The organism is Paenibacillus sp. FSL R5-0908, from assembly GCF_038006245.1.
GTDB classification, from domain to species: Bacteria; Bacillota; Bacilli; order Paenibacillales; family Paenibacillaceae; genus Paenibacillus_AQ; species Paenibacillus_AQ odorifer.
On sequence record NZ_JBBOUV010000001.1, the window covers coordinates 614,437 to 636,105 of the forward strand.

Annotated in this window: 26 protein-coding genes and 1 pseudogene; 24 read left to right on the forward strand and 3 right to left on the reverse strand. The window is 48.0% G+C overall.

Features of this window, described 5'->3' with window-relative positions:
* Nucleotides 1-60: 60 nt before the first annotated feature.
* The 3 genes from MKZ09_RS02825 to MKZ09_RS02835 all read left to right on the forward strand — a co-directional run bounded on the left by MKZ09_RS02825 (nucleotide 61) and on the right by MKZ09_RS02835 (nucleotide 2,417).
* On the forward strand, nucleotides 61-402 hold the full coding sequence (locus tag MKZ09_RS02825) for an antibiotic biosynthesis monooxygenase (RefSeq protein WP_076162477.1): 342 nt from the start codon (nucleotides 61-63) through the stop codon (nucleotides 400-402).
* A gap of 303 nt (nucleotides 403-705) precedes the next feature.
* Complete coding sequence (locus MKZ09_RS02830) at nucleotides 706-1,311, forward strand: NADPH-dependent F420 reductase (RefSeq protein WP_076162479.1); 606 nt, start codon at nucleotides 706-708, stop codon at nucleotides 1,309-1,311.
* Nucleotides 1,312-1,529: 218 nt separating this feature from the next.
* A complete protein-coding gene (locus MKZ09_RS02835; RefSeq protein WP_076162481.1) occupies nucleotides 1,530-2,417 on the forward strand; it encodes an SDR family oxidoreductase in 888 nt (295 codons plus the stop codon).
* Between the two features lie 452 nt (nucleotides 2,418-2,869).
* On the opposite strand, the pseudogene tnpC reads toward MKZ09_RS02835, so the two are convergent.
* The 3 genes and pseudogenes from tnpC to tnpA all read right to left on the reverse strand — a co-directional run bounded on the left by tnpC (nucleotide 2,870) and on the right by tnpA (nucleotide 5,163).
* Nucleotides 2,870-4,447 (reverse strand): annotated as a pseudogene (tnpC, locus tag MKZ09_RS02840) (IS66 family transposase).
* A 63-nt stretch (nucleotides 4,448-4,510) separates the two neighbouring features.
* Entirely contained in the window at nucleotides 4,511-4,858 is a 348-nt protein-coding gene (gene tnpB, locus MKZ09_RS02845; RefSeq protein ID WP_076162379.1) for an IS66 family insertion sequence element accessory protein TnpB, read from the reverse strand.
* Nucleotides 4,852-5,163, reverse strand: coding sequence for an IS66 family insertion sequence element accessory protein TnpA (tnpA, locus tag MKZ09_RS02850; protein ID WP_076162377.1), 312 nt, complete (start codon nucleotides 5,161-5,163; stop codon nucleotides 4,852-4,854). Before tnpA ends, tnpB begins: the two co-directional genes overlap by 7 nt.
* A gap of 173 nt (nucleotides 5,164-5,336) precedes the next feature.
* On the opposite strand from tnpA, the gene MKZ09_RS02855 reads away from it, so the two are divergent.
* The 21 genes from MKZ09_RS02855 to MKZ09_RS02955 all read left to right on the forward strand — a co-directional run bounded on the left by MKZ09_RS02855 (nucleotide 5,337) and on the right by MKZ09_RS02955 (nucleotide 21,621).
* A complete protein-coding gene (locus MKZ09_RS02855) occupies nucleotides 5,337-6,014 on the forward strand; it encodes a hypothetical protein (RefSeq protein WP_076162375.1) in 678 nt (225 codons plus the stop codon).
* Nucleotides 6,015-6,651: 637 nt separating this feature from the next.
* Nucleotides 6,652-7,059 (forward strand): hypothetical protein, encoded by a 408-nt coding sequence (locus MKZ09_RS02860; protein WP_076162373.1) that lies wholly within the window; start codon nucleotides 6,652-6,654, stop codon nucleotides 7,057-7,059.
* A 2-nt stretch (nucleotides 7,060-7,061) separates the two neighbouring features.
* Nucleotides 7,062-7,271, forward strand: a complete 210-nt coding sequence (locus MKZ09_RS02865) for a hypothetical protein (protein WP_076162371.1) — start codon at nucleotides 7,062-7,064, stop codon at nucleotides 7,269-7,271.
* 14 nt (nucleotides 7,272-7,285) lie between these two features.
* Nucleotides 7,286-7,540, forward strand: coding sequence for a hypothetical protein (locus MKZ09_RS02870; RefSeq protein ID WP_081389395.1), 255 nt, complete (start codon nucleotides 7,286-7,288; stop codon nucleotides 7,538-7,540).
* Nucleotides 7,537-9,609 carry a CpaF family protein gene (locus MKZ09_RS02875; protein ID WP_076162367.1) on the forward strand — a complete coding sequence of 691 codons (2,073 nt, stop codon included), beginning with the start codon at nucleotides 7,537-7,539 and terminating at the stop codon, nucleotides 9,607-9,609. Before MKZ09_RS02870 ends, MKZ09_RS02875 begins: the two co-directional genes overlap by 4 nt.
* A complete protein-coding gene (locus MKZ09_RS02880) occupies nucleotides 9,606-10,481 on the forward strand; it encodes a hypothetical protein (protein ID WP_076162365.1) in 876 nt (291 codons plus the stop codon). The genes MKZ09_RS02875 and MKZ09_RS02880 overlap by 4 nt, the downstream gene beginning before the upstream one ends.
* Nucleotides 10,482-10,493: 12 nt before the next feature.
* A complete protein-coding gene (locus tag MKZ09_RS02885; protein WP_076162363.1) occupies nucleotides 10,494-11,372 on the forward strand; it encodes a hypothetical protein in 879 nt (292 codons plus the stop codon).
* 26 nt (nucleotides 11,373-11,398) lie between these two features.
* A complete protein-coding gene (locus tag MKZ09_RS02890) occupies nucleotides 11,399-11,638 on the forward strand; it encodes a hypothetical protein (RefSeq protein WP_076162361.1) in 240 nt (79 codons plus the stop codon).
* A 61-nt stretch (nucleotides 11,639-11,699) separates the two neighbouring features.
* Entirely contained in the window at nucleotides 11,700-12,074 is a 375-nt protein-coding gene (locus tag MKZ09_RS02895) for a DUF4320 family protein (protein WP_076162359.1), read from the forward strand.
* A gap of 1 nt (nucleotide 12,075) precedes the next feature.
* The gene (locus MKZ09_RS02900; RefSeq protein WP_076162357.1) at nucleotides 12,076-12,495 is read left to right on the forward strand and encodes a hypothetical protein; all 420 of its coding nucleotides are present in this window, start codon (nucleotides 12,076-12,078) and stop codon (nucleotides 12,493-12,495) included.
* A 21-nt stretch (nucleotides 12,496-12,516) separates the two neighbouring features.
* The gene (gene cpaB, locus MKZ09_RS02905; RefSeq protein WP_076162355.1) at nucleotides 12,517-13,200 is read left to right on the forward strand and encodes a Flp pilus assembly protein CpaB; all 684 of its coding nucleotides are present in this window, start codon (nucleotides 12,517-12,519) and stop codon (nucleotides 13,198-13,200) included.
* An 11-nt stretch (nucleotides 13,201-13,211) separates the two neighbouring features.
* Nucleotides 13,212-13,835 carry a hypothetical protein gene (locus MKZ09_RS02910; protein WP_076162353.1) on the forward strand — a complete coding sequence of 208 codons (624 nt, stop codon included), beginning with the start codon at nucleotides 13,212-13,214 and terminating at the stop codon, nucleotides 13,833-13,835.
* A 24-nt stretch (nucleotides 13,836-13,859) separates the two neighbouring features.
* Entirely contained in the window at nucleotides 13,860-14,960 is a 1,101-nt protein-coding gene (locus MKZ09_RS02915) for a WxL protein peptidoglycan domain-containing protein (RefSeq protein ID WP_076208665.1), read from the forward strand.
* A gap of 15 nt (nucleotides 14,961-14,975) precedes the next feature.
* Nucleotides 14,976-15,566, forward strand: coding sequence for a hypothetical protein (locus MKZ09_RS02920; RefSeq protein ID WP_076162349.1), 591 nt, complete (start codon nucleotides 14,976-14,978; stop codon nucleotides 15,564-15,566).
* Between the two features lie 24 nt (nucleotides 15,567-15,590).
* Nucleotides 15,591-18,299, forward strand: a complete 2,709-nt coding sequence (locus MKZ09_RS02925) for a hypothetical protein (protein ID WP_076162347.1) — start codon at nucleotides 15,591-15,593, stop codon at nucleotides 18,297-18,299.
* 78 nt (nucleotides 18,300-18,377) lie between these two features.
* Nucleotides 18,378-18,740: a hypothetical protein gene (locus tag MKZ09_RS02930; RefSeq protein ID WP_076162345.1), complete on the forward strand. Its 363-nt coding sequence runs from the start codon at nucleotides 18,378-18,380 to the stop codon at nucleotides 18,738-18,740.
* A 108-nt stretch (nucleotides 18,741-18,848) separates the two neighbouring features.
* Entirely contained in the window at nucleotides 18,849-19,421 is a 573-nt protein-coding gene (locus MKZ09_RS02935; protein ID WP_076162343.1) for a hypothetical protein, read from the forward strand.
* A 181-nt stretch (nucleotides 19,422-19,602) separates the two neighbouring features.
* Nucleotides 19,603-19,749 carry a hypothetical protein gene (locus MKZ09_RS02940; RefSeq protein ID WP_179089665.1) on the forward strand — a complete coding sequence of 49 codons (147 nt, stop codon included), beginning with the start codon at nucleotides 19,603-19,605 and terminating at the stop codon, nucleotides 19,747-19,749.
* Nucleotides 19,749-20,138 carry a type II toxin-antitoxin system death-on-curing family toxin gene (locus MKZ09_RS02945; protein ID WP_076162341.1) on the forward strand — a complete coding sequence of 130 codons (390 nt, stop codon included), beginning with the start codon at nucleotides 19,749-19,751 and terminating at the stop codon, nucleotides 20,136-20,138. Before MKZ09_RS02940 ends, MKZ09_RS02945 begins: the two co-directional genes overlap by 1 nt.
* A 266-nt stretch (nucleotides 20,139-20,404) precedes the next feature.
* Nucleotides 20,405-20,728, forward strand: coding sequence for a hypothetical protein (locus MKZ09_RS02950; protein ID WP_076162401.1), 324 nt, complete (start codon nucleotides 20,405-20,407; stop codon nucleotides 20,726-20,728).
* Nucleotides 20,725-21,621, forward strand: a complete 897-nt coding sequence (locus MKZ09_RS02955) for a copper amine oxidase N-terminal domain-containing protein (RefSeq protein ID WP_076162403.1) — start codon at nucleotides 20,725-20,727, stop codon at nucleotides 21,619-21,621. Before MKZ09_RS02950 ends, MKZ09_RS02955 begins: the two co-directional genes overlap by 4 nt.
* The last annotated feature ends 48 nt before the right edge of the window (nucleotides 21,622-21,669 follow it).

The following is a 21,669-nucleotide window of genomic DNA, read 5'->3' on the forward strand; positions in this document are numbered from 1 at the left end:
CATAATGAGACTTGTAACCATGAAGAAAATAAAAAAAATAATAAGAGGAGTGTTCTAAAGATGTCAACAAACAACAGTCAAATCATTCTCAATATACGTTTTAAAATTAAGTCGGGTAAGAAAGAAGCTTTCCGTGATAATCTGTTTGCAATGATTAGCAACTTCAAGAGTGAACCTACCTTTGTCAATGCGATCGTCTCCGATGATCTTGATCATTCTGATGACCTTGTCATCTATGAGATCTGGCAGGGAACAAGAGAAAGTTGGGTTCAACACGAACTTACTAAACCTTATCGTACTGAGTATGAAGGTGAACTTACCAATCTTATTGATGATAGAATCGTAAGCTGGCTCGAACCAGTAGGTGAATGGGGGAGTGCACTGACGAATGTAAGACGGTAAGGATTACACTTGCAACCCTGCTGTAGCTTCCAAATTTAATTGTGACATGTAAGCTGTAAATGTTTCATTATGAAACAACCGTCACCAGATTTTATGCAAAACTTAATCAATGGAAGAGGTTCGCGCTAGCTTTACTATAAAAGATATTGTGGATGCTATAATAAAAAGGGCGAAGTAAGTTAGTAACCTTTTTTTGATAATAATGTAACTAAAATTGTTTCAATTGCACTATTTCATACCTAATTAACCTCATTGCAGAACAAGATGTGAATGTTAAACAAATATTTTCAGTGGAGGTGCCTAATGAAATTTGGCTTTATTGGTGCTGGAATAGTTGCTCAAACGCTGGCGAAGCATCTCTTGCTTCACGGTCATGAAGTTATGCTCAGTAATAGCCGTGGTCCCGAAACGCTCACAGACCTGGTAAGCGCGCTCGGTACTGGAGCAAAATCTGGAACACCTTTAGAAGCAGCTGAGCAAGACTTTGTAATTTTGAGCGTAATGTGGCCGCAAATGCCTACTGCTTTGTCCATGGTTCCTGACTGGGCAGGCCGTGTTCTTATTGATGCTACCAACCGCTTTGAAAATATGGAACCTTTAGTTGGTGAATTATCAGGAAAGAATTCGAGTGAAATCGTAGCCCAACATGCTCCGGGTGCTCGGGTAATCAAAGCTTTTAACAGTGTTCCGATGGAATGGATTAAGAATTACACGAAAGAGAAGCCAAAGACTGTCCTATTCATGTCCGGTGACGACATCCAAACCAAACAAGTCTTGCAAGAAATTTGGGAGAACATTGGTTTTGCCTGTATTGATCTTGGCTCCTTAAGCCAGGGCGGTCTGCTGCAGCAAATAGGAGGTCCTCTTGCTGGATTGAATTTAAATCTGTTGGAGCGATACAGTGTTTGATAACGCTATTCTACGCTGCAAGTGCCAGTAGCTGTGTGAACCAGATCTTATTGATTGAGATGTTTTGTAATTTTGACTGATTCCGATATTCATGCGTCTCTAACGTAAGGGCTCTCAGTCAATCATGTGGTCAAAAAACTGGTGAACGATTCGGATAGTTATGATTGGTTTCTAGTTTAAAATTAAAGCAATAATAAAAGTACAAAGAGGTTGTTAATATGGGTAAAATACTTATTACTGGAGCAACAGGTAATCTTGGCAGTAGGACACTAGAGCTTCTTCTTAAAAAAGTTCCGTCAAATCAGGTCGCTGTATTGGTCCGTGATCCGGAATCTGAAAAAATGAAAAAGTTTGTTAAAGAAGGTATAGAAGCTCACCAGGGCGACTATTTTGATTATAACTCACTTCTGCGGGCTTTTAATGGTGTTGAAAAAGTTATGCTTATTTCCGCGCAAGCATTTACCGACCGCAATATGCAACATTTCAATGTGATCGCAGCTGCGAAGCAGGCTGGTGTGAAACACGTGATTTTCACGTCGATCATACGAAGAGCAAATTCAAATCTTATTGTGCCCGAAGTATCGATGTCAGACTTATTTGCTGAACAAACGCTTAAAGCATCCGGATTAGACTATACCATTCTGCGGAATCCACCGTATCTTGAAGTCATGCATTCGTATTTCGGAGATGCGCTTGAAGTCGGCGTGCGAGTACCAGAGGGTTCCGGTAAAGTAGCAGCTGCATCTCTGGACGATTTGGCTGCAGCAAACGTAGCCGTTCTCACTCAAAACGGGCACGAAAATAAGTCATATACTTTAAGTGGTAGCGAGGGAGGCTCTTTTGCAGACATCGCTGAGGCCCTCTCGGAGATTAATGAGATAAATATTCCTTATGAGGCAATTAGCGAAAAAGAATATATTGACACTATGGTAGCGAATGGCTTGCCTGTTCTTATGACTGATTTCGTGTTAGGTTGGGTGCGAGGAGTCAACACTGGAGAATTCTCGGAGACGTCTGGGGATCTTGAACGTCTGATTGGCCGAAAACCAATGACGTATAAAGAATTCTTTAAAATCAAATCGCCGTTTTCTAAGATTGAAGATTGAAATCTGGAGTGTTACTAACGTAACTCTATGAAAAGTTTAGAGTTATTTGCAAGGAAGATATACTTTGGGCCGCAAAGGCATCACGACTTTTGACTACAAGCTCGCCAAAGGCGATGTATTGGTCAGAGTTATAAGGAGCGCCTCACCAGGAATCGTCGCAACGTACTCCGAACCTTCCATAAATCCCTAAACGCGGTGGTCTAAACTATTGAATAAAAGATACTTGAAAATCTGTTGAAGCTTTTGTGAACAGATGAAATTTTTAGCCGCTAATTCATAAATATGTGGGTTAGCGGTTGTTTGCTATGACAGAATATAGTATGAAGTATAACAAAAGGCCCATGGCCGGATTCGTGTGGAGTGAAGTCACCACAACACACATCCACACAAGGGTAAGCGTCAAACAGCCCACACCTTGACACCAAGATGAGGGCTCAATTTATAGGATGAGGTTAGGATTTCAATTCCCGACAGATCGGCGGCAATACGGAGGACCAAGGTAAGAACGGGTCCAGCACTTTCGGATCTATCAGATCGGGAAGCTGCGGGAGCTGCTCAAACAAGTACTTCAAGTATTGGAACGGATTCAGCCCGTTCTCTTTTGCCGTTTCTATCACGCTGTAAATCACGGCACTGGCCTTGGCTCTCCGTGGGGTGTTCGCAAACAGCCAGTTTTTGCGTCCAATTACAAACGGCTTCATCGTCCGTTCGCTGCGGTTATTGTCGATCTCCAACCGCCCGTCCTTCAGGAAGGCCGTCAACTTCTCCCACTGATTCAGGCAATAGGTAATCGCTTGGCCCAGTGCACTCTTGGGCAGGACGCGAGATTTTTGTTGACGCAGCCATGCCGAAAAAGCCTCCAGAATCGGGCGGCTACGCTCCATTCGGACGTTCTCTCGTTCTTCCGGTGTCTCTTCCTTTAGTTCTCGTTCAATCGCAAACAACTGATTGCAGAACGTGAGCCCCTGCTGGGCCGCCGTTCCCACTCGGGCTTCCGAGGCGGGCAACGCCTTCAGGGCTTCGTCAAACTTACGGCGCGCATGAGCCCAGCACCCGACCAAGGTCACTTGGGCCACCTTGTGGTAGCCTGCATACCCATCCACGTGCAGGTACCCGCTGAATCCAGCCAGGAATTTCGGGGATGCTCCCCGCCACGCGTCGGACGGTATTCGTACAACACGATGGGCGGTCCACTGCGTCCGGTCCGGTACAACCACAGGTACGACTGCGACTCGGCGGACTTTCCAGGCTCTCGCAGCACCTGCAGCGTCGTTTCGTCCACATGTAGAATCTCCTGCCCTAGCAAGTGCTCCTTCATTCGCTCAAACAGCGGCGTCAGCCACTGATCCGCCCCGTACATCATCCAGTTCGCTAACGTTTGGCGCGGGAGCGTCAGATTCATCCGGGCAAACTGCTGCTCCTGACGATACAGCGGCTGGCTCTCCACATATTTTTGGCTCATGACATGTGCCAGAATCGAAGGCGAAGCCAGACTGCCGGGATAGACCGATTTCGGCATGAGGGCCGTAACGATGGGCGTCTGAATCTCTTCACGTTCACACCGGCGGCAGGCATAGACCTGCCGAATGTGACGCAAGACTCTGACTTGTGCCGGAATCACGGTGATTTCGTTTCGTGTTTCTGTGCTCATGGCATGAAGCTCCCCGCCGCAGCACGCTACACACCTGCTCTTCTTCGGGCAGCTCGTAGTGAAGGGTATCGACGGGGAGTTACTCCAGTTTGGCCTCGTGGCTATCCGTCCATTTCTTCCGGCTGTAGGTAATCGTCTCGGTCTGAGGCTCTTCGGAAGCCGGAGTCGCGAGCACTTCGGCTTCATTGAACAGGTTCATCTCGAGCTGATCCGGATGGGTCTTTTCGCTGGAGGTGCCGAAGCGCTTCTGCTGAGCCAGACGGAACTGTTCCTCGTACCACTGGAGTTTAGCGGTCAGTTCGGCAATCTGTGCATCCTGCTTGGCGATTTTGGTTGTATACTCTTCCGTTGTGGATGGGGAATTCGCTCGATTTTCCATACCCTAAATTTCGACAAAACTGTTTATTTTCCTGCTACCAGGCCTACAAAAATGAAAAATCCTTTAAACGACGGTCTGAGCGGTGACCTGTTTGTGAGCCTGCCGCTGTTGAAGGGAAAGTCCATCCAGGAGCCAGCGAAGTTCGCGAAAAGAAACGACAACCGACGGGTCGCCAGACCTCGGCCACTGAAAGGTTCCGCGTTCCAGGCGGCGGTACAGCAGCCAGAAGCCATTATGTTCCCAATATAGCATTTTGAGTTTGTCACGCTGGCGATTGCAAAACACAAACAGACAGGGCGCGAACGGATCGAGCTGAAATCGCTTCTGAACCAGGGCGGCCACGCAGTCGATGGATTTGCGTAGATCCGTGCTGCCGCCCGCTAAATAAACCTTTTCGGGTAGCGTCAACATAAGTGCTCCAGGGCTTGAACCACTTGACGAAGCAGTTCAGGAGAAAAACCTGCCTGCACTTCAAGAGAGGTCCGACCGATACGAAGAGTCAAGGAGGAAGGCGAGGATAGCGGAGAAACGGTCACCGGAATAAAGGAAGGGGCGAAAGAGTGAGGTTGGCTGGAATCGATTTTGCGGAGCCAATATTTCAATTGATGTATGGTCAAACCCTGTGCTTCGCACCAGGCAGACATGGTAAGGCCACTGGCCCGATAGTCCCTGATGCGTTCTGTCCACTCATACTGGCGTTGTTCGGCATTGGTCATCTGGCAGATCTCCTTGATTTAAGATATGCCTATGATCTCATGGCTGGCGTTGGGTTTACAGGTGGGCTAGGTTTGACGCTTACAGCATGACTAAATCATCAGTTACAGACAAGTGAAGCTCTTATCGGTATTATCTCAAACATAGGGTAATCAAGACTAGGAGGACGGGGAATGTGAAGATTCATAAACTAACAATTATTTACATGGTGATAATCTGCGCTCTTGCGCTTTCACTAGCCTTATTTTTGGAATATAAAGGAGTAAGTTTTTGGTCCAATATAGCCGTGGGGATACTATCGAGTGGAGTGCTTGCATTAATAATCTCGGTAGTTGGCTACAACGTAGAACGGCGAAGAACATTAGAGGAGTTTTATACTCATGCTTGCAAAGCAGTTCGGAATCTTGGGTTGTATGAACACGATGAAAACGAAGAGCAAATTATGAGAACAATCATAAAGATGGCAGATTATGATTATAGTGCTTTAAATACTTCCTATGCAAATATAGACTTCATTTGGAACTCCAAGAAACTGAAGAATCGTATTTATGACAATGTTTACTTGGAAATATTTACAATTAAAAATGAAATAGCACACAAGGTAGTGCATTTCCAATGGTATTTAACCGGGAAAACAACAAATCTTCCTGTGATGCAATATTATATTAAGGAACTCGACAAAATCCTTGTAATGAGAAATGATAGCGAATTTCATAATGAAGATGGCAGCGTAACAAAAATGAGCTATGTTTATAATAGTACAAGCCGTATTATTGAGGAAGAGCTAAATACATGGTATTTTCAATTGATGTACGGGAAAAGGGCTGGCACAAAAGTACCAACCAAAGAATAATGCTTATAAAATATATTCCTATACAGTCACAGCGTATTTTTCGCCGACAGATCCGTTAAGCTGAACCGTATCACTAGTTGGGGGAAGTTTTTTTGGGGGGAAAGCTCGCAGGAACCTGTGATAGCAGCTTGCCGACCATGGATTGGGGTTGATTACGTGCAGTTTGAAGACTCCATTAATAGGCTATTGCGAGTTAATTTGTGCTACAGAATAATGTGGTATCTCGAGGGGGGCTAAAGTGATGCCTAAGGTAGCCCTCCTGCCAAGAATCCTGGACGCGGATGGTTACCCAAAAAGTCAAGGATTCAAACTGAAGGAACTGTTCTCGACTCGCGCTGCCGATTGATGGCAGCAGCTGATTAATCGTTGGAGAAGAATGTCTATGAACATGCACAGCGAATTGAATATTTAAGACGATTAGCACTTAAGAAACTGGCATAGAAGCGCATGAGTAATCTGATCAAATCCTACGAATATGTTGACTTGCCTGCGTCAATCCTAAATCCGATACTTTTTACGTACTTTTATCAAACGTTCTACTTGAATAATTGAGTTAATCTTATATCATGCAAGAAATCAAAAAGAGGCCGCCCTAGCAATCGCAGGGGCGGCCTTTGCGTTGAGGGAGGAGAGTGGGATGCAGGAAGTTGGATTCAAAGAAGCAGGAGAAATGTTGAATACGCCGGTCAGCACATTGCGGCGTTGGGTCATCTTATTAGAGGAGCAAGGGTACACCTTCAATCGGGATGGCAAGCGCAGGCAGCTGGATTGGCAGGATGTAGGTGTGTTGCGGGAGGTCAAGCTCAGGCTCCAGGAAGGGACGCTGGAAGAGGCGATTCAGAAAGCCATCTCTTCATCTGTGGTTACGCAGGAGGAGCCTCATCCGCAGGAGTCACAGCCCCTGATCGTGGGGAGCGACTGGGAAGCCTTTAACACCCAAATAAGCAGCCTGAGAGAAAACTTGTTTTGGCACGGTCCGGAACAGGCAGTGAGCACTTTGCTTACGGCTTGGCGAGCACTCAAGAAGACGATAGGGAGGGAATAACATTGGATAAAAAGCACAGCCTGGCTGAGCTGAAGGCTTTACCTACGCTGCAACAATCACACACGGATAATCTGAAAAAGGATACCGGCAATGAACGGGTCTGGTTGTCCCGATTGACCGTTGCGGATGGTATGGCCTACAACAATCAGGTCACAGTGGAAGTGTTCTCGAATGGCAAATGGAACATCGTAGATACGTACCAGGCACAATAAGGAGTGAACATGAAATGATAAAGACTTATGCAAACTGGGAAGGAGATTTGGAGGACTACCTCCAGATCGGTGATGTGGTAGATGAAGAGATGGCCGATCACTTTCTGAATGTACTGCCTCCGGCCTGCTGGACGGCGAAGATCATCCAGATTGGGGAGCCGAATAGCCATGTTGGAGGCAAAGCCACCTACGCCACCTTAGAAAAAACAAGTCAAGGCTGGGTGTACCGGGGCAATTGTCACCGGGGTGAGACGGAGGGGAGATCATGACCGGCAAAGCGCAGGTGATCGCCTTCGCCAATCTGGGCGGCGGGGATGCGGTTCAGGGCGTGATGAAACTGATCCGCACCTATCCCAAAGATCAGCGCGTGGTGGTCGCGGAGTTGCCTTGTGTCGGTTTGCCGCGCATTGCCTACACCTTCGATCAGCAAATCGCCGAACTCCACAAAGAGCGCACCATGGATCAGTTCCTGCTCGATCTGGACCGTCAAGCTTTGAAGCCAATCCAGGAGTACATGGTCCAGCGGAGTGGCGTGGACTACATGCTGGTCAATCCGCGCTCGCAGCCGGAAGCACCTGTAATTCGTAAATTATCTTCCAATCAAACGCTGATCTCGGCAGCAGTAATGCTGCGGCAACAGCTGGAAGCTTCCTATGATGTGCTCATTCTGCTCACACAGGGTTCGCTGATCCAGCCAACAACTCACTTCGCACTCCGGACTTCAGATGCAGCCATACTCTACAGCGCAGATGCCATTGATTTTGTCGGCAATTATACGCATTACCGCCGACTGATCGAAGTGTTCAGTGTGGAGCGGGAGCGACTTTTTCTGTTCTCGGCGGATACCAATGTCAAAATTGATGAAGCGCCTGTGTATACCAAATTCGCTGAGCTGATCAAGCGTTGGAAGACACTTGATCCGAACAAGATCCCCATAAGGGAAGCACAAGCTGCTGGACGTGACAACGAAACGGTAGGAATTATTGAACCACTGGAATATCTGGATGTTCAGATTTCCATTCAGCCAGTCAACAGTGAATGGTCGGAGGGGGATGCCAAGAAGCTGGAGGGGCTGCTGAACTTTGTCCGTTACCGGCTGCAGGAGGATCACCTGGACGAATATGTACAGTCCCTGACCCATGAACCCTCACGGCAGAAGATCCGTTACTACATCTCGGATTTGATCCGGGAACAGAATGACTATGCCCTATCGATCCCCTTGAATGAAGTGGTGGAATGGGTGCAGAAGGAAATCACTGAGCTTGGGGTGCTGCAGGGTATTCTGGATGATCCCACGGTCAGTTCGATTGAGATCAACGGTCCGGAGCAAGTGATCATTGAGCAGGGCGGGCAAGACATACACCGGCCAGATATCAAGTTTCAGAGCGTGTCTCACTTGTACGAAGTGATCAACAAAATGCTCATGCCGATCGGTAAACCGATCTCCAGCACCGATCCAATTGTGGATGCGAATTATCGGGGGTTCCGGATTTGTGTAGTTGCGGATACGAAAGAGTACCAGGGGGTTAGCGCTAATGCACCGCTGATCAGTATCCGCAAGTTCCCGCCGGATGTGTACACCGATGAGCAGTGTATCCAGTATGGAAACATCTCGCCGGAGATGGCCGAATTTCTGCATTTCATTGTTCCGAAGGGTGCCAATCTCGTCATTGGCGGGGGAACCAACAGCGGCAAGACCACACAGCTCATTCGCCTGCCGATGTGTATGGAGCCGATCACCCGCATCATCTCGATTGAGGATTCCGAGGAAATGATGCTGGCCAGCAAGCGGCAGTATCTGGATTATCCGAATCTGCCTTCCCTGCTAGTGAAGGAGGTCGAGGATGAGAAGAAGAGCTACGGTATCGCCAAGCTGATCAAAGCCTGTCTGCGGCTCAAGCCAGAGGTGATGTGCATCGGGGAGATCCGGGATGAACCGGCAGCGCAGCAAAGTCTGATCGGCATGAACACCGGACATACCGTCTGGACGACCATTCACGCCAACAGCGCGAAAGAGGCGGCAACCCGGTTCCTCCAGCTTAACGGGAATACGATGGCTGCGGCCAGTCAGATCTCCGGATCGATTGACCTTATTGTCTTTCAGAAGAAATTGCCGAATGGAGCGCGGGTTGTAACCGAGCTGTCGGAGCTGATTGGCTACCGGGGAACCGAGGAACCGGTGCTCAATCCGATCTTCAAATACGATTACAGCCGGAAACGGCATGTGCGGGTCGGCAAGATCCAGTCCGAGTCGCTGATGGAGAAGATTTATTTGAAAGACCCCGCGCAGGAAGACCTCCGGCGCTGGTGCGAAGCGAAGGAGTTGAAGGCCATATGATGATCATTCTGCTGCTCTCAGCGGGTCTTCTGGTCTCCTTTGGCCTGTTCTCGTTGCTGCCTGCGGCAAGGAGTCGTTCCAGACAGCTGCGGATTGCCTTTGGATTTGAGCAGACCCAAGCGGAAGCGAAGGCGGCAGGCATTCACCTGGAATGGCGTAACTATGTGCAACTCCTGGGTCTCGCCCTTGTCATAGGTGCAGGGGTGGCCTACTGGACCGCGAACATCTGGTTTGTCGGCGTGGGAGTCGCAATGGGCGTGATTGTACCGAAGATGATCATTTCGGCGGTGAAGTTCAGACGCAGGAAAGAGGTGCTCTTGAACTTGCCGGGGAATCTGCGGCTGCTGTCCTCCAAGTTCCGGGATTGTAAGTCCCTCCAGAAGTCACTGGAGATGTCCTTGCCGGTCATGAGCGGTGTGACGGTTCCGTACTTTGAACAGATGTACGCTTCGCTGCGGATCGGGATCGATGTCCCCACGGTGCTGGAGCAGATGAAACAAGCGGTTCAATTCAAAAAGTTCGATGATTTCTGCGAAAAAGTACTCGCCGGGAACAAAGATGGATTCCACGCCCGTTCGGTCGAAGGGATTCGGGAGAGCATCGCGGACATCGCTTCAGACATGCATCTGCTGCAGGAGATCGATATTGAGAATGAGAAAAAACGGATGGAGCCGTTCGTGGTGTTCGGGATCAGCTTGCTCTTCCCGTTCCTGTTCGGTTATCTCGAAAGTCAGCTGGTACTGGAGTTCAAGGCAGCAACCACCTTGCAGACCGGATTCGGCAAGCTGCTGCTGGCAAGCATGATTGTCAGTGTCATGATTGGACTGTGGAAGAAGGATTCGCTGCTGCGCCTGAATCTGGATGATTTGTAAGGGAGGTGAAACATGATTACATCCATACTGTTTGGGCTCGCCGCACTATGTATTGTCATTCCTGTTCTGCGGATCGTCATTCCCGGCTTCCGGCGGCAGCAGCAGCTCATGAATCTGGCGGCTCTAGTCAACCAGTCCGATGCGCAGCGATTGCGGCTGCAGCAGAATGCCATGGTCCGATCCCTAGCCGACAGGCTCTCTGCCAGACAAGGAAAGAGGCAAAGTAGTAAGCAGCGCGAAATGTACGGCATGCTGGGGTACCCGGTAAGTTATGAGATCTATCTCGCCAGGGCGATCATTCAAGCCCTCTTGCCAGGCGGGTTTGCCCTTGTGCTGGCGGGTATGGTGCAGCAAGTCTTTTTTGCCATTGCCGGACCGATTCTATCGTTTCTATTCTTTTGGCTCCAAATGCGGCAGATTTCCCAGGCATATCAAAAACGGCAAAATCAGCTGATTGCGGATTTGCCGTTTTTAATTAGCAAAATGATCACTGCGCTGGAAGTAGGCAAGCCGTTAAACGTGATTTTTCAGGAAGTGAGTGCCCGCTGTGGTCCTACGTTATCTGCGCTGCTCAAGCGCCTTGTTGCCAATATGGGGACGATGTCGCAGAAGGATGCCTTGCAAATGTTTGCCAAAGAGGTCCATGTGCCTGTGGTGTATGATTTTGTGTCGGTGGTCAATGTCGTGGCGGAGAAAGGATTTCATGAAGCTGAGGACGATCTGAATGGTGTTAAAAACGATTTGCGGAATTTAAGCAAGCTTGCCCTGCGGGAACGCACCAGGGGCAATCCGGGAAAGATGAACCTGTTCTACGGAATGGTCATTATCCATGTGGTGGTGTTCTTTTTTATGATGCTGATCAAAATGTTCGGCGCGTTTAATTCCCTATAAACATGAACTGAGAGGATGATTGACGAATGAAGAAGCTGATGAAGAGAATGGTTGAAGGTACAAAGCAGGTAGTGGTGAACGCTCCAGGAGTTCTGGCGGTAAGGCTGAACCGGTTCCGAACAGAAGAACGCGGAGATGCGATGCAATGGGTGATTGGTATTCTGATCACGCTGCTGCTGTTCATCGCAGTGTATCTGCTGTTCAAGGCACAGATTAACACCTTTGTCGTGGATAAAATCTTCGGCAAGATGAACTCGCTTGACTAAGGAACGCGCCATGCGCCGCAGATGGAAACAGTTTATCCGGAGCGAGAGAGGAGATGGTATCATGTCCTTCTTCTTTCTGATGATGATCGTCCTCATGATTGCACTGATTGTCGTGACCATTGTGCAGTATGTAATGATTCGTTCCAACTTGCGTACAGCAGCCAATGAAGTGCTGCAGGTGATGAAGGTGGAGAATGGGGCAGACCAGGCGACCCGGACTCGGCTGGATGGGTTACTTCAAAGTATGGGGATGAATCCGGCTAAGGTCTCGCTTGTCGCCACCCCGAAGCCGGTACAGCGCGGGGATCGCCTGGAAATCACCGTCACTCGGGAGTATGACGTATTTGCCCTGAAGGCAGTGGGTGTGAACTATACCGTACCGATCACCGTCCATCTCCCCGGACTGGCACATGTATTCTACAGGACGGGGGAGTAGGATGTGGATCAAAGTCTTAGGGGCCATTTTATTTGGTCTGATTCTTGTGGTGCTGGTGATGGATCTGCTGGTGGTGGACAGTGTATATGACTCGACAGGGAGAACGATAGAGAATGCGATTGACGCAGGAATTATCCGTTCCGGCATTGTGACGGATGCCCAGCAGGGGCTTGTGCTGCTGGAACAGAGTACGCTACGCTCCGCAACCCGAGAAGCCTTTATCCAGAGTCTAGGCCTGAATGCTGCGATGGAGAACCCGGTGATGAAGAGCAGCAGCTTTGAACTGCATCTGACGTATGATTCCGGGGATGTTCCCTGGATCGATGTGGTGTTTCGCACGCATGTTTCTTTTGCGCTTCCAGGGGTGTCGTATCCAGTAACTGTTCATCGCAATATTCCCTATGAAAGTATCTATAAATAAAGAGGGAGGCAGTATAAGCCTTTGAAAAAGCTATGGAATAAGTATACCCGCAGCGCATTGATCGTCCTGCTCGGACTGATCCTTGCGCTGGTTGCGTTTCAGATGAGTAGCCGGAACATTGCCCAGCAGGTGCAGACGAAGAAGATCATTGTTGCTGTAGCCAATATTGATCCGTATATGCCAATTACTAAAGACCAATTGAAATTCCGCGAAGTCGTGGTCAGTGAAGTACCGGAGGATGCGCTAGAAACCGCAGATGAGCTGGATTTCAGCGATGCCTATGCCTCCAAGTATGGATTCATGGCTGGCGCTCCGATTCGCAAGTCGCTGGTGACAACGGCAGCGGCCTCTGGCATGGGGGCTGCAGTCTCCTTACAGGAAGGCATGCGGCAGATTGGGGTGAAGACGGATCTGGTCATGTCCTCCGGAGATGAGGTCAAGCCTGGTATCCTCGTGGATGCCTATGCATTCGTCTCCGATACGGCAACGGGGCAGTCGAAAAAAATGATTCTGCCGGAGTTGTCCCGTCTGAAGGTTGTGAAACGGCTAAATGCGGAAGGGAAGGTTCCTGATCCTGCAGACGGTGGAAGCCTGATTCCCGCCGTAATTGTACTTGAGGTGACACCGCAGCAGGCCGCACTGCTGATGGAGGCGCAAGAAACAGGGAAGGTCTACCTGCTGCCAGCAGGCACACTTCTTCGGTGAGGAGGGATTGTATGAAGAGAATCAGCCTGTGGATGGGGATGATGCTGCTGCTTGTGAACTCCCCTGTAACTGATGCCGCAAAAGCCCAGCCTGAAACCGGAGAAGGAAGCACGGTCATGTCAGCCACCTATGCCGTTTATGGCAATCCTCTAGGCAACCTACGTCTCGCCGGTCAACCGGCGCAGCTTACGCTGAGTGCTTCCGGACATCTTCAGTTTAACCAGTCGCTGAACCTTACGGTGGAGCAGCAAGGCGACTCTGGTTGGCAATATGCAGTTTCACTGGATGAGTTTACGGTCCGGCATGATGTACAGGGTGGAAATCTCCAGGCGAGAATTCCAGCAGGCTATGCATCCTATCAGGTAGCTGGTCTGATTGCGGAGCAAGAAGCTGCAGGGGTTACCACCGGCTCAGGTGTATTTGCTTCCGGATCGCCCCAGGTGGTGATGGAGGCTGCTGAAGGCTCCGGGCGGGGGAGCTTCAGCGCTGAGTTGCTGCTACAGGTAGATCTTCCTGCCTTGATTGAGGTGGCCGAAGTAAAGAATACTGATCAGGTCTCTCCCGGTGATCAGGTGGGACTGCTTGCCGGTGAGTATCAAGCGAGTCTGACCTTTACCCTGGTTAACGGGCTATAAGAGAATGAAGAATTGAGGTTGTCCATGAAAAAAGTAAACGTTCGTAAAATCATGAGTGTATGGTTGCTCGGATTCATCGGCTGTCTGTGGCTGTCTGCGGCTGTTCATGCCGACAGTTCCTTTGTGCTGTCTCCGGTCAAAGCCGTGGAAGAAGGCCGGGGCTATTATAAGGACCAGGTGAAGCCGGGGGACACGCGTGAGTATACCTTTGTGGTCCGCAATGCCAAGGATACGCCGGTGCAGCTCAAGCTGTATCCGGCTGATGCCCTTCCGGCACAAAATGGGGGCCGAAGCTTCTCGGAAAAGGAGCAGCGCCTGACTCTGGTCGGGTCCTGGCTGGAGCCGCAAGGCGTGAAGGCCATCACGCTGAAACCGCAAGAAGTGCGTAGCTTCAATTACGTCTTGCACGTACCGGTGGATCTTCGCCCCGGTCAGTACGTGGGAGTGATCGCTGCCGAAGAACTGATCAAGGCAGAAGAACCGGCTGCAGGTTCAGAGGGGCAGCAGGCTTCGGTGGCCATCGATGTGGTCAACCGCAGCGGGGTACAGATCGTTCTGGAATACAAGGCCGATCAGGCCAAGCATGAGATGAGTATTGATGAGTTCAAGCATGATTATGTCAGCACGGGACATTCCCGGCTGACGATGAAGCTAAGTGATCGCGGAACGATCCTGGAGAAGCCCACCGGCAAGATCACGGTCCGTGATGGGCAGGGGGAGATCAGGTATGAGCAGGAATACGCAGCGGACTCGATTTACGCGGGGAGTACTGCGGATATGGTCTATATCGTCAATGACCGGCTGCTGCTGCCGGATGTCTATGAGGTGAACTATACCGCCTCCTTCTCGGGCAAGACGATCAGCCGAACATTTATCTTCAAAGTCACACCTGAGCAGTCCAAGACTTCCCAGGCCGCATTGACGGAGGCAGGCAAGATTGAAGTCACACAGACGTTCTGGGATTGGCTAGAGCTGCATCTGTGGGTCGTGGTAATCACGATTGTGGTGATTCTGTTGTTTGTTGTGTTGTTGTTCTGGCTGCTGCTTCTGCTATGGAAGCGGAAAAAGGAACAGAAGGAAGAAGCAAACCTGTCTGTTTCAGCGCCTGTTAGCCAAGATAAATGATTGAGGAGGAGCAATATGAAGAAAGTATTAGTAGGTCTGTTCATGCTGATGGTTTTAAGCATGCCGATGTCTGCCTTTGCTGCAGATATAGATGAATCCGAAGTGGTAGTCACCGGTGCGGGACTTCAAATCACCCAGACGAAACCGGCATTTAAGGATATTACGCTTGATCTGAAGCAGAACCAAACGTCAGCAGCGGACAGTAATCTGTATGTCCTGGATGCACGCGGTACGGCAGCGGGATGGAGTGTGGTCCTTCGGGCCACGGATTTCAAACTGACCAAGATGGTGAGTGGCCAGAATGTTGACTTTGTTATTCCGGCCTCGTCCGTATCGTTTACCACGCAGTACAAGACTGCAATTGCAGGTACACCTATCGATTTTGCTGCAGCCAAAGGAGAACTGGCCAATCATCAGGTACTATCTTCAGGAGACAGCCGGATTGTGGGGGTGATCCCATCGGAAGGTGCCGGTACACATCAGTTCGGAATTGCCTATACCCTGAACGTTCCCAAACTGATTACGGGTAGCAACGGGCAGCATGTGGGCTTACTGCAGGGAACCTATACGTCTACCTTTACCTACACGGCAACAGCCGGATTATAACGAACAAGGAGGAGGATCTGTTTTATGAATCAGAGTAAAGCGAAGCATAAAGGATTACGTTCTATCTATTTAGCTCTATCATTGGTGCTTCTATTTCCTATACTGCTATCGGGGAATGGAAACAATGCAGAGGGGGCTGCCTTTACTACCATAGAAAGCATTACCTACGACCATAACGATACCACCTATGGTACGGTGTTCAACCTTTCTAATGGGACTAAGGTACTGCAGAACTACATTTATCCAGTGCAGTCGATCACAGCCGATAAAGTCCGAATGTATTTTGAAAACTATGATACTGAAGCAGGTAAAGTGTATTTGCAAGGAACCACGATGTACTCTCAGTTGAAAGGCAAAAGCGCTGTAAAGCTATTAGAACAAGTTTCGGATTTTCAGGTCCTCGAAAATGGCTATTCGTGGTCCATGGCGACTAACTACAGTTATTTTGCTCTGAAAACGGATGGAACCGTATGGTCCTGGGGGAAGGGTACCGGGGGCCAGTTAGCCATTGGTGGTGCGGCTGATAAAACCATTCCTACTGAAGTGCTTGATCCGAGCGGAGCAGAGTTGTCAGGCGTGAAGAAGTTGTTCTATCTTTCCGACAGATCGATTCTAATCGTGAAAGATAACGCGGTGTACCTTGTCGGTGAAGCCTTTGGAAAAACATCGTTCACGACCCCGACCTCTAAGGCTGTCGATGTAACCTCCATCTTCCCAGCGTTTAGTTCAGCAAACCACTTTGATATGAAGTTTTTGAATGGACAGAATCATGCTGTGATATCCACGCGTCCAGGAGGATCTGGATACTCCAATATTAATGCTAATGTATCTTCTCGCATTTTCACAATAAATGGATCATCCTATACGCTTTCAAACTGGTTCACCTATCGATCCCCTATGGACACATCGAATGAGTTGACTAACAATACCTTAATTCCATTACCCAGTAACATCAACCTATCGAATGTACACAGATACATGTCCACCACAAGTCAAGGTTCAAATTATTATTTACTGCAAGGATATGTGTCCATTCAAAACGGTGATCTGAGCTATTGGGGGACATCTCTATCAGAATTCTATACCTCCGCTTTTTCACCCATGAAAGTTATTGATACCGGGGTTACAAAGGTAACTTCCGATTATAGTGGTACTTATTGGTACCTTAAGAATGGGAAGGTATATGCAGTGGGGTTGAATTATTTAGATAGGTCTGGTATTGCTGGAGGTTCATTAGCTACTCCTGTGAGAATAACCGGACCACTCAACCAGATCGTGAACATAACCGATTTGGCAGCCTCAGCAGATAACTACACCTATGCATTAGCAGCCGATCATACGGTAACAGGGTGGAACAAGGCGTCTAACTTCTTCACGTTGCCGAAAAAGTTTCTTAAATTTTATTCGGTTACGAATCGAAACGGTGCAGCCTATGTGTATGGTATTACAGAGGACGGAGTTTTAGAAATGCTTAATGGCGCTGATAGTTATCCTGTTAGTGGCGGATTTCCAACGGTATATCCACCAGACTATGTTGCTCCAATTGTACTGGATATGCCAACAAATACCGTAGCGGTAGACAAATTTGCTCGTCATGTCGTTACTGTTGATTACGGGACTTCAACCGATATTCAAACTCGTGAGTACTCGGTTGATGGTGGAACCACATGGAAGAATTACACAGCTCCCGTAGTATTAATTCAGTCAGGCGCAATTAGTTTTAAAGCACGATCAGGAGCAGGCGCTACCTATAGCCCAATCATGTCTCTGGATGTGACCAATGATCCTATCGTTATTGCAGCCGGATATCCGAAGGTAATAGACAAAGGCAACGGAACGTATACGGTTGAAAGTGGAACTACCCATACCAGTGTGAAAGTCCAAGTCCGCAATGATAACGGGTCGTGGACGGAGTATACAGGACTGGTCACGCTGCCCCAAGGCAGTCATGTGGTGGATACCAGAATCCTAAACCTGGCAGGGGATGAATTGGCGACAGGTCAGGCCTCTATTAATGGGCCGACTCCCATCCCAACAGTGGCCCCTACATTCACTCCTGCGCCGACAATAGCCCCAACGGTTGCACCAACACCAACGGTCACCCCTACGGCGACACCCGTGCCGACAGTGGCCCCTACGCTCACCCCGCAACCAACCATAGATCCTGGCTGGGGCAGTCCGATTGGTTCAGAGGATATTTCCTTTACGGTCCTGGGCGGCGGCTTCAGTTCACAATTCAACGGGTTACTGCTTGATACGGTGACGATTGGTACAACCAATCAGTATCAGGTGCTGAATAGTGTCACGAATTCTGTGATTGAAGATTCTCGCGGCACCGGCGTGGGCTGGAACTACTCGCTCAAGATTACGGATTTTGTCAGTGATCCTGTGGTCGATAACAGCCTCGGAACCAACAGCCTAGTCGTGAAGATGCCTACAACGGTTCTGAGTGTAGATGTTACAGATACGACCACGCTGGTAGGTCAAGATATGAAGCTCAGTCTGAATGGATCGTATGTTTTTACTGCTGAACCCGTCATTCTAGCCAAAGCGGAAGCGTTTCAGGGCATGGGACAATACCAGCTGCCGATGAGCTACATGCTTCGGGTACCGGATAAGGTGGAGGTAGTGTCAGCAGGCAGCGGAAGTGCCTACCAAGCCGGAGCTCAAACCGGGCTGCGTGTCGGAACCTACCGGTCGCAGTTCACGTTTACACTGGCTTCAGGAATCTAGTGTGAAGATCAATATAGGCTTCCATTAATGGAGGTCTATTTTTATTGATCTCTAATTTAAAATTTGGAGGATGATATTATGTTTAATTTATTTTCGGGACAATCTAAGGATCAGAAAGAGTATCTCAAAGAATTGGCATTCTATAAAGAGGCTAGGGAATTATTGAAAAAAACTTTGATTGAAAATCTAAACCTGAAGGATATGTACGGCGACCCTTTCATGATGATCGTTCATAGTCATAAGGGCAAACAATATGATGGGATTAAAACGGAGAAAAAAACAGATTGTGTTATTTGTAAGACAAATATGGGTGGTGAAGCACCTGCCAGTGTAATGGATGATGTCAAAAAAGAATTGGAGGCTAAGGGCCACAAAGTAACATATCCTGAAGTTCGAGCGATCAGCGATACAGAATTGCAATTTTGGATTAATGTAAAATGAAGATGTTGATCATTTCTACTGATTAATCAAATCATATTTAATAGTCCTATTGACAGGTGACTTTGCCGGTTGATAGGGCTATTTATGTTAAATGAAGGAGGAGCGTTAATGAAGAGTGTTCTTATTTTAGGAGTGGGTCGAGCAGGTAAAACAACATTAGCGGGCATGTTGAAAGCCAAGCTGCCTGAATACAATTTGAGTCATAGTGATGATTTAAAGTGGGCTATGATTCGAGGTGAAGGAAGGGAAGGATACTTCAGGAATAATATAAAGGAACAGAAAAAATTTGAGCATAGTGATTATTTCCAGAGGTTTCTTCTGGAACTCTTCCTATCCGGATCAAAGACAAATAAATGTATCCTGGAGAGCGGACAATTACACCCTAAGTACGTTAGAGATTATATCCATTGTGATGAACATGTCGTTGTCTGCTTAGGTCATGGTTCTCTTGATCAGCAGGGGATTATCGACCTCTGCCGCACAAATGATAAAGCGACCGATTGGTCTTATGGTTTATCCCATTCAGACTTAGAACAGCATGCAGGTCATTGGGCTAAAATGAATTATGCTTTACATGATGATTGCCTTAAGTATGGCATACCTTATATTGATACCTCCCTGAATCGGAATAAGGTATTGGAAGAGACATTGGAATACGTAAGTAATAGGGTGGAGGGGTAAAGGAACGTTTCGCTTTTTTGTTTGTTTCATGAAAGATAACGAACGAAGCGTGGGGCCGGTTGCCGATTCGACTGAACATGCTATAATCAACTCAAACCTGTGATATCATCCTGTGATCCTCAAGTATATATAGAAGGATAGGGGTATATACTTTACCAAGTCTAACCTGGGAGGAACGCTGATGGATGAGAAGAAGGAGGATGGACAGATGATCGAACAGAAGCAAGAGGGTAAACAATCAGCGGCCTCCGATGCTGAGGTTCTGAAGCTTGCCAAAAAGGGCATGAAGAAATACAGAAAAACCTTGGATAAGTTGGCTAAGAACTGATGTATATCCAACTGACACCTCGACAGATTATCGAAATTCATGATGCAGAACTGGCCGAATCGAACGGACTGGCCGGAATCAGAGAACCGGGATATCTTGACTTCATATCCGAGAAGCCATTTAGTGTGGTCTTCGGTGAGGAGCAGTATCCCGGTTTGTTTTTGAAAGCAGCGGTTTTGATGGACGGTTTAATATCATCCCATTGCTTCTATGATGCCAACAAAAGGACGGGAGTCCTGGTGACGTATGTCTTTCTCGGGGTGAATGGCGTTGAACTGGATGTAGACCCCGAGGAACTCTTCAACGTTGCGATCCAGGTCGCAACTAAAAAGATAGGAATTCATCCCTTAGCAGCATGGTTAGAGAGGAACTCGTACAAGAACGGATAATTCCATACTTTTTGCATACGTTTGTCTTGAATAAATGCTGTAAGCTTGTTCTGTAGGAGAATGAAGGAAGGGGATAGGAATAGCATCACGACACAAGCACCGTAGAGGGGCTTTTTATTTTGCCTTTTTACAGCGCTAAGGTGCGGTGGGGGAGAGGAGGGAGGGGATTCATTATAAAAATATAGATTATTAGGATAAAATTGGGTTTACATAATGGAATCATTATGTTACTGTAAAAGAAACTCAAAAATAGGATGTGAATCTCAATGGCTGCTAAAAAAATGGGTAGACCGCCTTCTGTCAATCCAAAAAATGAACAACTATCTGTAAAGATGGATAAAACCACTGAGACGATATTGGACAACTACTGCCTTAAACATAATGTCAAAAGGCCTGCAGCCGTGCGTGAAGCCATCTCCCGACTTAATGAAGAGGAAACACGGTATTTTTGGAGTCCGGAGTGGAAGCAATTGCTTGAAGACAACGAGAGCACTTTATTAAAAGGGACAGAGGATCTACAGCACACGCTTAGCTTGCTTCTTTCGTTGATACGGGATATGAAAACAAAAACAGGGAGTGAAGAGGAATGAGATCCATTCGGTTAAGATTTGGCAGTGCGATTCTAGCCATGATTATGTTGTTAGGTTTGGTAGCGAGTGCCGCCTCTGCAGCTCAGGTCACGGTCTCGGTACAGGTTAATGGAACAGCGCTCAAGTTCCCGGACGCGAAGCCGTACTATGAGAATAACCGGGTCATGATACCGATCCGGTTCGTCAGTGAAGCGCTGGGGGCGAAGGTGGGCTATGGCCTGGATCGATCCGTAACGATTGAGTTAGGTACGAAGAAAATCCTGATGAAGATCAACAGCGATACTGTTACGGTTAACTCGGTCATTCAGAAGCTGGATGTACCTGCGCGTCTGCAACAGAACCGTACTTATGTACCCTTACGGTTTGTTTCTGAGGCTCTCGGTGCGGGTGTGGGCTGGAATCAAGAAAAACGTCTGGTGACGATTACGACAGGAGCAACTGCAACACCGGTAGCGAGTCCGTCTCCTTCGGCCACGCCTGCTGGCGGTGGGAATAATATGTTTTCTGTAGGACTTAAGTGGGGAGGAGAGACCGAACTGGGTAAGGCTTTGTTTCTCGATAACATGAAGATTGCGAATGGAAAACTGACTTTTACTTTGCCAAAGATTTCGGAAGGTGCAAGTAAATACGCTGCAGATGGCACTTCTGTAAAGTTAACTCCTGGACAAACATACTCGTATACCATCGGTAAGGGGGCAGGATTCATTACGATCTCTAAACCTGAGACTAGTGGAAACGGCTGGGAAGGTTATGGTATTTTTCTGGACACCAGTATTAATGAAGATATGAGTAAGTTATTTGGTAGTATTAAAAATGATGTAATCGTGTTTGGTGAAGGAAATAGTGGTTCCACATTAACAGAGGTAATTCAATTGTCAAAAGCCTTGAAGTAGTATCGAATTGGATTTGTAGTTTTAATTCAAGTCTTGAGAGTCTGATCG